The organism is Alicyclobacillus macrosporangiidus CPP55 (assembly GCF_000702485.1).
GTDB lineage: Bacteria > Bacillota > Bacilli > Alicyclobacillales > Alicyclobacillaceae > Alicyclobacillus_H > Alicyclobacillus_H macrosporangiidus_B.
The window spans coordinates 2,143,767-2,157,590 of sequence record NZ_JNIL01000001.1; the positions used below are offsets into that span (position 1 = coordinate 2,143,767).

At 64.2% G+C, this 13,824-nt stretch carries 14 protein-coding genes; 5 read left to right on the forward strand and 9 right to left on the reverse strand.

Annotated features, from left to right (window positions below; genetic code table 11):
- The first annotated feature begins 30 nt into the window (after nt 1-30).
- The gene (locus N687_RS0110635; RefSeq protein ID WP_029421832.1) at nt 31-1,176 is read left to right on the forward strand and encodes a glycosyltransferase family 4 protein; all 1,146 of its coding nucleotides are present in this window, start codon (nt 31-33) and stop codon (nt 1,174-1,176) included.
- A 21-nt stretch (nt 1,177-1,197) separates the two neighbouring features.
- Entirely contained in the window at nt 1,198-2,088 is an 891-nt protein-coding gene (locus tag N687_RS22205) for an SDR family NAD(P)-dependent oxidoreductase (RefSeq protein WP_051663155.1), read from the forward strand.
- Here the strand turns inward: N687_RS22205 and N687_RS0110645 are convergent.
- Nucleotides 2,063-3,148, reverse strand: a complete 1,086-nt coding sequence (locus tag N687_RS0110645) for a class II aldolase/adducin family protein (protein ID WP_029421834.1) — start codon at nt 3,146-3,148, stop codon at nt 2,063-2,065. The genes N687_RS22205 and N687_RS0110645 overlap by 26 nt on opposite strands.
- 74 nt (nt 3,149-3,222) lie before the next feature.
- A complete protein-coding gene (locus N687_RS23885; RefSeq protein WP_156040114.1) occupies nt 3,223-3,381 on the reverse strand; it encodes a hypothetical protein in 159 nt (52 codons plus the stop codon).
- A 180-nt stretch (nt 3,382-3,561) separates the two neighbouring features.
- On the opposite strand from N687_RS23885, the gene N687_RS0110655 reads away from it, so the two are divergent.
- Nucleotides 3,562-4,404, forward strand: a complete 843-nt coding sequence (locus N687_RS0110655) for a pirin family protein (protein ID WP_029421835.1) — start codon at nt 3,562-3,564, stop codon at nt 4,402-4,404.
- A gap of 107 nt (nt 4,405-4,511) precedes the next feature.
- A complete protein-coding gene (locus N687_RS0110660; protein WP_029421836.1) occupies nt 4,512-5,084 on the forward strand; it encodes a manganese efflux pump MntP family protein in 573 nt (190 codons plus the stop codon).
- 49 nt (nt 5,085-5,133) lie between these two features.
- On the opposite strand, the gene N687_RS25500 is transcribed toward N687_RS0110660, so the two are convergent.
- The 6 genes from N687_RS25500 to N687_RS0110685 all read right to left on the reverse strand — a co-directional run bounded on the left by N687_RS25500 (nt 5,134) and on the right by N687_RS0110685 (nt 12,163).
- Nucleotides 5,134-5,592, reverse strand: coding sequence for an alpha/beta fold hydrolase (locus N687_RS25500; protein WP_419670129.1), 459 nt, complete (start codon nt 5,590-5,592; stop codon nt 5,134-5,136).
- Between the two features lie 135 nt (nt 5,593-5,727).
- A complete protein-coding gene (gene glmS, locus N687_RS0110665) occupies nt 5,728-7,560 on the reverse strand; it encodes a glutamine--fructose-6-phosphate transaminase (isomerizing) (RefSeq protein ID WP_029421837.1) in 1,833 nt (610 codons plus the stop codon).
- Nucleotides 7,561-7,982: 422 nt separating this feature from the next.
- On the reverse strand, nt 7,983-9,326 hold the full coding sequence (gene glmM / locus N687_RS0110670; RefSeq protein ID WP_029421838.1) for a phosphoglucosamine mutase: 1,344 nt from the start codon (nt 9,324-9,326) through the stop codon (nt 7,983-7,985).
- An 81-nt stretch (nt 9,327-9,407) separates the two neighbouring features.
- A complete protein-coding gene (locus N687_RS0110675) occupies nt 9,408-10,619 on the reverse strand; it encodes a YbbR-like domain-containing protein (RefSeq protein WP_029421839.1) in 1,212 nt (403 codons plus the stop codon).
- 1 nt (nt 10,620) lies between these two features.
- Nucleotides 10,621-11,439, reverse strand: a complete 819-nt coding sequence (gene cdaA, locus N687_RS0110680) for a diadenylate cyclase CdaA (RefSeq protein ID WP_029421840.1) — start codon at nt 11,437-11,439, stop codon at nt 10,621-10,623.
- 94 nt (nt 11,440-11,533) lie between these two features.
- Complete coding sequence (locus N687_RS0110685; RefSeq protein ID WP_029421841.1) at nt 11,534-12,163, reverse strand: stage II sporulation protein M; 630 nt, start codon at nt 12,161-12,163, stop codon at nt 11,534-11,536.
- Between the two features lie 164 nt (nt 12,164-12,327).
- Here N687_RS0110685 and pdaB point away from each other — a divergent pair, with 164 nt between their 5' ends.
- Nucleotides 12,328-13,008 carry a polysaccharide deacetylase family sporulation protein PdaB gene (gene pdaB / locus N687_RS0110690; protein ID WP_419670158.1) on the forward strand — a complete coding sequence of 227 codons (681 nt, stop codon included), beginning with the start codon at nt 12,328-12,330 and terminating at the stop codon, nt 13,006-13,008.
- A gap of 109 nt (nt 13,009-13,117) precedes the next feature.
- Here the strand turns inward: pdaB and N687_RS0110695 are convergent, their stop codons facing one another.
- Entirely contained in the window at nt 13,118-13,759 is a 642-nt protein-coding gene (locus tag N687_RS0110695; RefSeq protein ID WP_029421843.1) for a KinB-signaling pathway activation protein, read from the reverse strand.
- Nucleotides 13,760-13,824 lie beyond the last annotated feature (65 nt).

Here is a 13,824-nt window from a genome sequence, read left to right on the forward strand (position 1 = left end):
GTCATAGAATGACGAGTAGGAGGCGATAGCATGCGCATCGCAATCTTTTCCGAAACCTTCCTGCCGGGTACGGACGGGGTGGTCACCCGCCTGTGCAACACGCTGGATCACCTCGCGAAAGAGCACCACGACATCCTGCTGTTTGCCCCCAAAGGCGCACCGGAGACCTACGGCCCCGCGCGGGTGGTCGGGGTGCCCTCGTTCACCTTTTCCCTCTATCCCGAGAAGAAGTTCGCGCGGCCCTGGCCGCGGGTGGGCAAGATCCTGAAGGCGTTCCAGCCGGACCTGATCCATTCGGTCAATCCCGGTTTCCTCGGACCGGCGGCGATTTACTACGCGCGGCGGCTGCGCGTGCCGCTGATCGCCTCCTACCATACGCACATCCCGAGCTACGCCCGCTACTACAAGCTGGACTGGCTGGAGCCGTTTCTGTGGTGGCTGTTCCGGACCATGCACAATCAGGCGCAGATCAACCTGTGCACGTCGGAGGCGACGTTGGAGACGTTGAAGGCCCATGGCTTTCGCAATCTGGAACTGTGGGAACGCGGCGTGGATCTGCGCCTGTTCTCCCCTGCCAAGCGGTCGGACGCCATGCGCGCCCGCCTGTTGGGCGGCGCTGACCCCAACCGGAAAGTGCTCCTCTATGTCGGCCGCCTCGCGTCCGAAAAAGGGCTTGAGCGGCTGCGGCCGTGTCTCGACCGGCTGCCCGGCGTCCACCTGGCCCTGGTCGGTGATGGCCCGCACCGGGCCGAGCTGGAACGGGTCTTCGCCGGCAGCAACACCACCTTCACGGGCTACCTGTTCGGCGAGGAGTTGGCGCAGGCCTACGCGTCGGCCGACGCCTTCATCTTCCCGTCGACGACCGAGACCCTGGGGCTGGTGATGTACGAGGCGATGGCGTCCGGCCTCCCGGTGATGGCCGCCGACAGTCCGGCCACGCGCGAGGTGCTGCTGCACGGCGAAGCCGGATGGCTGTTCAATCCGCTTGACACGGCGTCCATCCTCGGCGCCATCGAGGATTGGCTCGGTGACGCGGACAAACGGGAGCGCGTCGCGCGGCGCGGGCTGGAAGTGGCGTCTAAGCTGGACTGGAGCGGCCCGACGAAGCAACTCATTCACCATTACTACCGCCTGTTCCAGGCGCAGCAACAGGAACTGACCGCGGATGTCAGTTGATCCGCGACGGAGGTGACCGACATGCAGGACATGCGAGATGAAGTGGTGGTCCTGATCGGCGGCTCGGGGGGCATCGGCAAAGCCAGCGCCCTTCGCTTCGCGGCGCGCGGCGCGCGCGTCGTCTTGGTCGCCCGCGGACGGGACGCGTTGGAAGCGGCTGCGGCAGATATCCGCCGGCTAGGCGGTGAAGCCGTGGCCATCCCCGCCGACGTGTCCGATCCGGTGGCGGTCAACCGGCTCGCCGAGGAGGTCGCGGCCCGATACGGCCGCGTCGACGTCCTGGTGTACGGCGCGGCGGTCTTCTACCTCGCGCCGGTGGAAGCGCTCGATCTTCCGCGGGCGCGCCAAGCGATGGACATCAACTACTGGGGAGCTGTCCATGCGGTGCAAGCGTTTCTGCCGCTTCTCCGGCAGGGCCGCCGCAAGTGCATCGCGTTCATCTCTTCCCTGTCCGTCCCCTGCACGCCGGCGTTCTTCGCCGCCTACGCGGCGCCGAAGCACGCCCTGCACGGCCTGGCGTTGTCGCTGCGGCAGGAGCTGCATCCCGAGGGCATCGTCGTGTCGCTGATTGCCCCGGGTCCCGTGGACACAGCGCTGATTGAGGGTCATCTGCATCAAGACATGTACCGCCTGCCCCTCGGCGTCCCCGTCCTGACGGCGGACGAAGCAGCCGAAGGGGTGGTGAAGGCGGTCCTGCGGCGAAAGAAAGAGTGGGTGGTTCCGCGCCGCTTCGGCGTGGCGGCGAGGCTGTCGAGGGCGTTCCCGTCGCTGCTCGACGCCTACTACCGCTGGACGGTGCGCGGATGGAACCAGACGGTCCGACGTGTAACGGAGCAGCACCGCGCCGCACGGCGTGCGGCGCGGGAGGAAGAGGTTCAGGAGGGCGTCACGACATCGGCACCTGCGGGATGACCTTCCCCTCGATGCGCTCGAAGATGTCGTCCAAGTCGGGGCCAGTGATGGTCATGCCGTGGTTCTTCAGACCGACGATGGCGCGCGACGGATCCTCGGCCCGCCGGACCTGTTCCGCAACCGCGCGCGCCAGTTCCACGGTGCCGCACGGGTAATTGATTTCCGTCGACGGGATCCCCTCAATCCAGGCGTGGATGTGGACGATGGCCCCCACCTGCGGGTGTTCCGTGTAGATCATCCAGTGTTCAATCGCGTCCACCGACACCCGACGCGGCGTCACATGCGGCGGCACGCTGAGCTGCATGGCCTTCTGTTCCGCATCGAAATCCTTCACCAACAAGATGTCCTGGCCGATGGTCCGCAGGTTGGCCTTGTTCACCCCGCTGGCGCTCATCCAGAAGCGGCGCGAGTCCTTGCGGGCGCTCAGATTCCCGTAGCTCAAGCCCCCGATCCCGTACAGCCGCTTGACGTGGCGCATGTCCTCCGGCGAGAGGATCTCCTGGATGGGAAACGGCGCAGGCCACAGGTTCATCTCATCAATTTTGCGCGCGGCGCGGCTGACCTGCTCGGTGATCTCGTCGCCCTCCCACAGGTCCTCGGGCAGATCGGGGTGAAAGTCGTTGTTGATGATCAGGTTGGACGTCGCCAGCGGCTCCAGGCGTTTGAACACCCGCTCAAAGTACCCCCCGTCGTCCCCCGCCTGATACGGGATCTTGTAGCAACCCTGTTCCAGTGTCACAAAGTATGTATGGAATCCGTCCGGGCCGTCGACCGTGTACATCATCAGATTTGCGAGTGAGCGCACCATCAGCGGATAGGCAGCGTGCAGGACGTTGTCTGGGTGTTTGTCCACCGCGGCGATGGACACCACGTACGTCGCCTGGGCCATCCGGCGGTACGGACGCGGCCGGTCTGGATCGATAAAATTCAATACCAATCGGATGTCCGGCTGACCCGGTTCCACAAACTGATATCCCCGCCCTTGTAACAACCGATGGAGCCCGTCCAGCAACCACCGTTGGCGGTCACCTGCCACTTCTCCCGCTACCGTGTACAGCACGTGCATCCTCCTCCAATACATCCATCCAGATGCAGGTTCTACCTCCGATTATATATGAATTGGTGTACAAACGCCTATTCAAGATCCGCAACGGGCTCCGGCGCCCCTTCCGCGTCTTTTGGAGCGACGGGGCGGACAGAAGCCTCCAACACGTCCTCACCGACCAACATCGCCAGCACCGACCACACGGCATTTCGCCAGCGAATCCCCTCCCCATCCCGGGATCTTTCCATCGCCGTCACCTCCTGGCCACAGGTTCCCCGATTTCTTCCTCTGCGACACGCGTCGACCGGGATTCCGTGAATATAGTTTCTTACTTTTAGTTCGGATGTGCTATACTGCGCTCAGGTGCGGAAACCTGATCTGGATCACGACCACGGGCCTGCTTCCGCATCCCACTGGAGGTGAAGCGCATGTCACAACAAGCAGTCGCACAGCGGCGGATCGAACGGGCCTGGACGCCCGAGGTGCGCCGGCAAAGCCCCATCCACACGGCGGCCATGGTGCTCGAGCCCGGCCATTGGGACGCGTTCGATCCGTTCCTGCTCCTGGCGGAAGACTGGTTCCAGTCGGGCACCTTCGACCTGCATCCGCACCGGGGCATCGAGACGGTGACCTACGTGATCGAAGGCCATCTGCGGCATTACGACAATAAGAACGGTTCCGGCGAACTCGGCCCCGGCGACGTGCAGTGGATGACCGCCGGGCGCGGGGTCATTCACCAAGAGGACCCGGCGCCGGGCGAGACGGTGCACAGCCTGCAGCTGTGGGTGAATCTCCCAAGGTCACACAAGATGACAGAACCCAGGTATCAGAACCTGTTGGCGAAGGACATGCCTGTCCGCCGCGTGGAAGGCGGCTGGGGGCGGGTGTTCTCCGGCTCTTCTGGCGGGATCCAGGCGCCCACGAAGAACCACGCCCCGGTGACCATGGTGGACATCCACCTCGACGCCGGGGGCCGCTTCGTCCAGGACCTGCCCGGGGACTACAACGGGTTCCTGTACATCCTGGAAGGCCGCGGGCGCTTCGGCGCCGACGCGCAGATCGGCGGAAAGGGCCAGGTCCTTTGGCTGGGGCGGACCGACGCGCCGGAGAGCGAGATCGCCATCCAGGCGGTGGAACCCCTGCACGCGCTGTTGTATGCGGGCCAGCCGCTGCACGAGCCGGTGGCCGCGTACGGGCCGTTCGTCATGAACACACGGGCGGAGATCCTCCAGGCCATCGACGATTACCAGAACGGTCGATTCGCGGACTGATGGATTAGCCCTAGCCGGTCGTCCACACGGCGACAAGCCCGTTTCCCATCGAATGGATTGACCTGTGGAAAGGCAGGCCGGAGCGATCCGGGGGAAGGGTGAGGCGGATGGACGGATGGCCGCATCTATTGTCGTGCCTGGCGCTCGTCAGCGTGATCGGCATCGGATCGAACATCGACAACACGGGGGTGGGAGCGGCCTACGGCAGCGCCGGTATTCGGTTCCCCCACTGGGTCAATGGCATCGTCAATGGCATTGGGTTCGCGTCTTCGGTCACTGGGGCGTGGGCGGGAACTGCCCTGGCCGCCTGGGTGCCGCTGGTATGGGTTCAGATGGCCGCCTGCCTCGTCCTGTGCGGGCTGGGGTGGTATCTGTTGTGTTCCAGCGCCCGGCTGCCGGAGGCCGCGATCCGGCCGCCGTTGGCTCCCCCGGGCTGGCGGGAAGGGATCGCGTTGGGCGTGGCGCTCTCCGCCACCAACGTGGCCAGCGGCGCCAGTGCGTCCCTGACCACGTCTCTGCCGACCTGGACCATCTCCCTGAGCATCAGCGTGTGGGGATACCTGTGCTTATGGCTGGGCAACCGGCTGGCGCACACCCTGGTCTCCCGGGTGCTCGGGACATACGGAGGCATCCTGGCGGGTGTCGTCCTGATGGTCATTGGCATCCGGCAGTTGGTGTGACCGCTGCGGGGACGCAAAAGCCCCGCCAGCACGGGCGGGGCTTTCGTGGTTAAAGCGTTGCTAGGAAACGTCTTACTGCCTCCAGGTAGCCAACTGGGTCTCCGTTACGAATCGAATGTCCACAGCCAGGAAATTGCCGAAGCGTTGTGTTCGGTCTTCGTCTCACCATCTCTTGCGCATGTGCCCAGCTCAAGACTGGACTTCTTTCCCCTTGCATGAGTAAGACTGGGCACGTCGATGCTTGCCAGTCAGCCCACCAGGAGCCGTTGAGCATCTCTTGTGAACGGACGAAGCCCACAGCGTCGAATCGGAACGTCCATCCGTCCGGATGTTCTACTGCGCTCTCTCCGAAGTAGGAGAACGCCCCTGGGCGAAGAAGGCCCTCCAACGTCTGCCGAAGTTCCCGAAGTGTTGGGACCCGAGAAGGCAACTTCTTAAGCCAACTCTGATCGTCGTTGATTTCGGCGCCGATGTCTTCGATAATCAAGGCTCGAACGAAAATCCGCAAGACGAACGCTCGGGTCTGGCGGGAAAGAAAAACGTCTCATTTGATTTCACCGGTCTTACTCAATCGCTCGTGAGGATATCGTTAGTCTCATCTATAGGGGTCATCCACATTTGACTTCCTCTCCGATGGACGCTTTCACTCCACCGTGACGCTCTTCGCCAGGTTACGCGGCTTGTCGACATCGTTCCCGCGCGCCACGGCGGCGTAATAGGCCAGGAGTTGCAGCGGGATCACGGTGATCACCGGCGCGAGCAGCGGCAGCGTCCTCGGTACGTACAGCACCTCGTCGACCGAGTGGCGCATCTCCTCGTCACCCGCGAACGCCACCCCGAGGACGAAGGCATCGCGCGCCTTGACCTCCTTGATGTTGCTCAGGGTCTTCTCGTACAGGTCGGTCTGCGTCGCCAGGGCGATCACAGGAACCCCTTCGGTGATCAGCGCCAGGGTGCCGTGCTTCAGCTCGCCGGCCGCGTACGCCTCCGCGTGGATGTACGAGATCTCCTTGAGCTTCAGCGCCCCTTCAAGGGCCATCGCATAGTCGATCCCCCGGCCGATGAAGAACGTGTCGCGGGCGTCTGCCCACTCCCGGGCGAAGCGCTCCACCTGCGGTGCCGTGTCCAACACCTGCTCCGCGGCCATGGGCAGCTCGGCCAACGCCGCCAGGATCTGTTTCGCGTTGGCATCCTCCAGCGTGCCGCGCCGCTGACCCAGATACACCGCCAGCAGGTAGAGGACCACCAACTGGGTGGTGTACGCTTTTGTCGATGCCACCGCGATCTCCGGCCCCGCCCAGGTGATGATGACGTCGTCCGCCTCGCGGGCCACGGAACTGCCGACGACGTTGGTGATGGCGAGCACGTGCCGCCCTCTGGCTTTGGCATCGCGCAGCGCCGCCAGCGTGTCCAGCGTCTCGCCCGACTGGCTGATGACAACGACGAGCGTCCCCGCTGTCTCAATGGGATCACGGTACCGGTACTCCGAGGCGATCTCCACATCCACCGGGATCCTCGTGAGTTTCTCCATCACCGCCTTGCCGACCAACCCGGCGTGCCACGAAGTGCCGCAGGCGACGATGTGCACGCGATCGATGGCCTGCACAAAATCATCGCTCCAGCTCAGTTCCGGCAGCGTGACGCGGGACAGGTCCTCGGCGATCCGGCCTGTCAGCGTGTCCCGGATGGCCCGCGGCTGCTCGTAGATCTCCTTGAGCATGAAATGGGGATAACCGCCCCGCTCCGCCGCCACCGCGTCCCAGGTCACATGCAGGACCTGCTTGCTGGTCACCGGCTCCCCGTCAAACGTGTGGATCGACACACCGTCTGCCCGGACGACCGCCAACTCCCCGTCCTCGAGGACGTACACGTCCCGGGTGTACGACAGGATGGCCGGGATGTCGGAAGCGACGAAGTTCTCTCCGTCACCCAGACCGACGATGATCGGGCTCGACCGGCGCACCGCCACGAGCGTGTCCGGGTGGTCCTTGGCCAGCACCACGAGGGCGTACGCGCCGCGGAGGCGCTTCGCCACGTCCAGCATGGTCTGGAACAGGTCCCCTTTGTACAGCTCCTCAATCAGGTGTGCCACGACTTCCGTATCCGTTTCGGATTTGAACTGGTGCCCGCGCGCCAACAGTTCCTCGCGCAAACTCAGATAGTTCTCGATGATCCCGTTGTGCACGATGGCGAATCGCCCGCTGCAGTCCTGATGCGGATGCGCGTTTTCATCGGACGGCCGGCCGTGCGTCGCCCACCGCGTGTGTCCGATGCCGATGTGGCCGCCCGCCTCGCCATCCGCCAGCTTTTCCTCCAGGTTCGCCAACCGCCCGACCGCTTTCACGGTCCGCAAGACGCCGCCATCCAGTGTGGCGATGCCCGCCGAGTCATATCCACGGTACTCCAGCTTGCGCAGTCCTTCGACGATCACGCTGCGCACCGCGCGCGGCCCGACATATCCCACGATTCCGCACATCGATTCCGTATTCCTCCTCATTCGCCTGCTCACCCTTGTCCCGCCGGTCGCCCGGCGGCTTTCGGGCTTCGCTCGCGGTGCGGCACACACCGGGAGGCACCCGCCGAATGGTTCGCTGACCTCCTCCGCGTCAACTGTGCCGATCCGCGGCACCCCGAGGTACTCGCGGAGCGCACAGTCCAGGCGCTTGTCTCATGCCCCGGCGTCCCAGATTCACCGGCGCACGTCCTTGCCCAATCTCACATCCTTCCGCGTCCTTCTCTCCCGGCATCCCCCCTTTCACGCGCAATACCATATGTCAAGCTATTCCCTGACCGCCGCAGAGGACCCTGCAGGGGCCCGTCCGCCATGGCCCGTCCGTTTCGAAAAAGGCGCCCCCGCGGCACGCCCGGCCTGCGTGAGCGCCTCTCTGCGCCATCCTCTCAGGCGCCTCCCAATTCCTGTCGAACCACGCGCACAATCTGCGCGACACACGCCTTGAGCAGGTCCGGATCCGGCCCTTCCGCCATCACGCGTACCAGGGGTTCCGTCCCCGACTCCCGCACCAGCACCCGGCCATCGTCCCCCAGTTCCTGCTCGGCGCGCCGAATCGCTTCCTGGATGCGGGCATTGCTCCGCCACGCTGCCTTGTCGCGGACGCGGACATTTTCCAGCAGCTGCGGGTAGCGCGTCATGACCAGGCTGAGCTCCGCCAGTGGCTGCCTGCTGGCCATCATGACGTCGACCAGTTGGAGTGCCGTCAGCACCCCGTCCCCCGTCGTCGTGTGATCGAGGAAGATGACGTGGCCGGACTGCTCCCCCCCGAGCACGTATCCGCCCTCGCGCATCGCCTCCATCACATAGCGATCGCCCACGCGCGTGGTCTGCACCCGGATGCCCAGGTTCTCCATCGCCTTCACAAATCCGAGATTGCTCATCACGGTGGCGACGACCGTATCGCCTTTCAGACGGCCCTGCGCCTTTAATGCCCTGCCGCAGACGGCCAGGATAAAGTCGCCGTCTATCACCTGTCCGGTGTGATCGACCGCGATCACACGATCCGCGTCCCCGTCAAACGCAAGTCCCACGTCCGCCCCGGCGTCGAGCACCGCCCGTTGAACCACCTGTGGATGGGTCGATCCGCACCCCACATTGATGTTCACCCCGTCAGGCTGGTCGTTGAGCACGGTGACCTCCGCCCCCAGTTGGCGAAATACCCTCGGGGCGATGCGGCTCGCGGCACCGTTCGCGCAGTCCAGCACCACCTTCAGCCCGTCCATCCGATGGCGGACCGTCCCCGCCAGGAATCGAACGTACTCGTCTTCCGCAGGTTCGTCGTACACCCGCCCGACTCCTGAACCCACCGGACGGGGCAGGTGATCCTCTGCCTCACCGAGCCAACGCTCTATCTCATCTTCCGCTTGATCTAAAAGTTTGAATCCATCCGCCCCAAAGAACTTGATCCCGTTGTCCTCCACCGGATTGTGGGAAGCGGAGATCATCACGCCCGCGTCGGCATTCAGATGGCGCGTGAGATACGCGACGCCGGGCGTACTGATGACGCCCAGGCGCAACACGTCCACGCCCATCGACAGAACCCCGCTGACCAGCGCGGCCTCCAGCATATCGCTCGAGATCCGCGTGTCCTTGCCGATGACGACGCGGCCCCCGGTTCCTTCCTTCGCGAGCACATACGCCCCAATACGCCCCAGTCGGAAGGCCAACTCCGGGGTCAGGTCCCGGTTGGCCACCCCGCGCACCCCATCGGTACCAAACCATTTGCCCAACAGTCCTTCGCTCCCTTCAAGCCCCCATCATTGTGCCACAGGCCAAGGTTTGACGGCAACCGGGGCATGCAGGGAGGGGGGTCAGGGACGGACGGGCTGCAATTGCAATTGGACAGCGGATGGCGCCCAATCCGATACCCGGACCCATTCAGGCACCTCCGCCTTCGGCGTCAAGGTATGGGTCCCTGCCGCCAGCCCGGAAGCGTCCACGTACGCATGGAGACTCGAATCGGCCATCCTGTCCACCACTGTGGCTGGGCCCGTCACCGTCAGGTCGACCGTCGCCGGAGTCACCGCGGACGCTCGCAGTCCAGCCGGAACGTTGGTCACGGTCATCGGAAGCCCGTGGAACGTTCGCTGTGCGCCCTTATCCACCTCCACCGTGACGGTGACCTCGGATGGGTCTGCCGAGCTGGCCCCCGCAGGCAAGGGGATGTGCACCGTCCACGTCTTCGTGCGGGTGAGCCCGCTGACATCGACCGGGACCTGCACGGTGTCGATCCCGATGGCCGCGTCCTCCCCCAACCGCAGCCGAACGTCTGCTGGATTGAGGCGGACACCCGCCACCGCGTACCCGTCCGCCGGGCTGCCTCTGATCTCCGGCACCAGGTGCGCCGTCACCGATTTGGGCCGAATCTGCACGGTCACCGTGCCCGTCGGCGGGTTGACCTCGACGCCGGCCACCGGCGCCCCGGCAGCGGTGACGGGTTTCAGTTCTACCGTACGAGTCACCGCCGCCTTGGCGCCGTCGATGGGGACGGCTGCCTCCAGGTGGTCCACCTGTGCAACGGCCGACTGCGCCCCGGACACCTGCGCCGCCTGCAGGTCAGCAGTCGCTGGGCCGGCCTCGTATCCCGCCGCCGGCTTCCCGGTCGTCGTCACCTGAACATCGACCACCGATACGACCTTGTGGTCCAGGTTCACCGTCACCACGGGCGGATTGATGGAGTATCGGACCGGCGGCATTCCGGTCGCCGCCAAGCGCAGCTCGTGGCGCCCAGCGGACAGACCGCGCGCGTCCGCCACCACGGAGACCCCCAGCATCTGCGCTGTCAAGCTCGACACATTGACCGCGTCCGTGGCGATTTCGACCATGACGGTCGGGTTGTCGATGCTCGTCACCGTCATGTCAGGAGATACCTGAACCCGGACGGGATAGGGAAAGGATTTGACCACCGGTCCCCCGGCCACGCCCCCCGAATTCCCTGGCGCGTTCACCGACAACCACAGAACGCACGCCATCACCAAGGCGATCACGCGGAGAAAGGCGTTGCTGTTCAAAAACCGGTCCACGTCACGACTCCGCCTTTCGGTGCAGGAAGTGCAAGCGGCTGGAGCGCTTAGGAAGGAGGAGGCTGGCGAGCAGCTCGTGCAGGTCCGCCTCCTGCAGTCCGCGCGTCAGGACGCCGTCCACCGCCAAGGATACTTTGCCGGTCTCTTCCGAGACGACCACGGCGATCGCGTCCGTCTGCTCCGTGACGCCGATGGCCGCGCGATGCCGTGTGCCGAGTTCGCGGTTGAGATCCCGGTTGTCCGTCAGAGGCAAAAAGCACCCTGCGGAGACGATGCGGTTGCCCCGGATCACCACCGCGCCGTCGTGCAACGGCGTGTTGGGGATGAACGTGTTGATGAGCAACTCGGAGGATACCAGGCCTTCAATCTGCGTCCCGGTCTCGGCGTACTCGGACAGGCCAGTCTTCCGTTCAATGACCAACAAAGCGCCGATCTTCGTCTTCGAGAGGACCTGAGTCGCCTTGACCACCTCGGCGATGGTCTGTTGCTGCGCGTCCGCGCGATCGGCCGTCAACGAAATCGAAAAAAACCCGCCCCGGCCGAGCTGATCCAAGGCCCGTCGGAGTTCGGGCTGAAACACAATCGGAATCGCGACGACCCCGATGGTGATGATTTTGTTCAGGAGCCAATTGAGCGCTTCCAGGTGAAGCGCCGAACTGAGCGCGGTGGCCACCAGGATCACCACGACGCCCTTGAGCAGTGGGACCGCGCGCGTCCCCCGGATCATGAGAAGCAGCCGGTACAGCACGAACGCGACAATCAGGATGTCGATGGCGTTCAGGACATTGAATTTGGACAGCACGTTCAACCACGCATTCATCGGCGCCACCCAGCTTGACGGACTGTGACCGTGTTCCTTCCCATTGTTTCTTACAATTGGACGGGCGTCAAGGCGTGCCTCCGGTACTAGTCCGTCAATGCAGCGGCAAACCCCGTCCCATGATGGCCGGGGTCAGGGTGGTCTCGACCCAGGCCGCCACCGCCAACAGGGTGAGGATGCCTGGAATGCGCACACACGCGCGCGCCAGCTCTCTGCGAAGTTTTGGCCGCGGACCCCCGCGCATTCCGGGCAGCACCGCCCGGATGCGGTCTGCTACGCCGTAGACCGCGACGTATCCCAGATACAATCCCCAACTGGCGGCCCACAGCAGGCCAGCCAACTCAAAGACTCCGTGGGGGAGCATCGAGTACACCAACACCCGCCACGCGGAAACACCCAGGTGTGAGGCACCCACCTGGACGACGTACCCGATCAACAACCCGTTAAACCACAGCACCAGAACGGGTATTACGCCGGCGAAGACGCCGGTGGCCAACAACAGGAGAGCCACGAGCGCATTGTTGATGAACACGGTCCACATGCCGATCCCCGAACCACCGCCGGTCCGCGAGGACTCGGCCAGCTGCTGGAGCTTTTCCAAGGTGGGCGCAAGGGCGTGCCCGAACTGGCCTGGGGAGGTGTAGCCGCTGATGAACCCGGCGGCGAGGACCGCGGCCGCCAAAGCCCATAACCACCAAAACAGACGGCGTTTCACCGGTTGCACGGACGTTCCATCTCCTCACCGTCTTGGCAGTTGTGCCAAGTTGTATAGGGCATGTACCGGCCGCATACACTGTGCTCAGACGTCCGGGCTGAGCCCGAAAAGGAGGGAAGCACATGCGGCAAGGAAGGCGCATGTTCGCGCTGACCGCGGTGATCGCCCTGTTCATGTGGGTACTGTACGCCGTATCCGGGCAGACCCCGGCGTTTGCGGCGGAAAAGCCCCAAGCTGTGTACAAGGTGGACACCGATAAGAAAGTGGTCGCGTTGACGTTCGACATCTCCTGGGGAAACAAGGTCCCCGAACCGGTACTGGATGTGTTGGAGCGAGAGAAAGTCACCAAGGCGACGTTCTTCCTGAGTGGGCCCTGGACGCTCCGGCACCCCGAGATCGCCAAGCGGATCCACCGGATGGGATTCGAGATCGGCAATCACGGCCACCTGCACAAGGATTTCTCCAATTATCCAAACTCCTGGATCGTTCAACAGGTGGGACTGTCGGAGAAAGCCATCCAACAGGTCACCGGCGTGAAGACGAAGTTGATCAGGACGCCCAACGGAGACATCAATCCCCGCGTCATCCAGTGTCTGAATGACCTGGGGTACACGGTGATCCAGTGGAACACCGATTCCCTCGACTGGAAGAACCCCGGCGTCCAGGCCATCCGAGACCGGGTCCTGAAACGAGTCGTCCCGGGAGACATCATCCTCATGCACGCCAGTGACTCGTCCAAGCAGATCGTCGAGGCGCTGCCCCAGATCATTGCCGGCCTGCGGGCTCAGGGATACCAGTTTGTGACGGTCTCCGAGCTGCTGGCGATGGCGGATGTCAAATCGAGCGTCCAGTGACGGTACGGCCCGAATGCCTCCCGGCTCCCGGGCTTCGGGGGGCTTCCGCCCCATCCTTGTTCGACATGGCGGATGGGTCGCGGCCACCGCTCTCGCTTCGGCCACCGGTTCAGGAAGTCCCATCGCGCCCTGTCTCCATCGGTTCCGCCATGACGGATGAACCCGCCCCCTCAGGCCGGTTCAACAGTTTCCCAAAGACGAGGATCAGGTACAGATTGCACGCCATCACGACCAGCAGCGTCTGATTCACCAGCGAGCTGGACTGGGACCACCCGTACTGTAGCCAGATAAACGGCAGCGAGTCGAGGATCGTGAACACATAAAGGAAGAACAGGGCCGGCAGAAAACTGCCCTTGCCGGACAACCGCTGCTTGGCGAAGGCCCCTGCCAGGGCCGGCGCCAGCGGCCACAATCCCTGCCAGAACGAGGTCCAGAACAGCGCGGGGTCTTCCCCGGCGGAGGCCGCGTGCAGGTGATACCGCCAGTACAGCATGTCATACAGGACGATCGCCAGCACCAACGCCTGTGCCCAACGCCAGACGCGGCGGGGCAGCGTCACGCGGGCGACGAAATTGAGGGTGAGATAAGCCCAGAATCCCATCAGGCTGGTCGTCGCAAAAAAGGCGCCCGACACCATCCCGGCGAACCACGGGACGTGCAGCCACCAACCCGTGGCGGTCGTCAGGATGCCAGCCCCCGCGCCCAGCAACACCGTGGTGGCGATCAGAAACATCAAGCGGTTCAGACGCATGTGTAAGCCTCCCCGTCGCCTCCATCATACCCGATACCCTGCTTGGGTACAAACCGTATAACGAG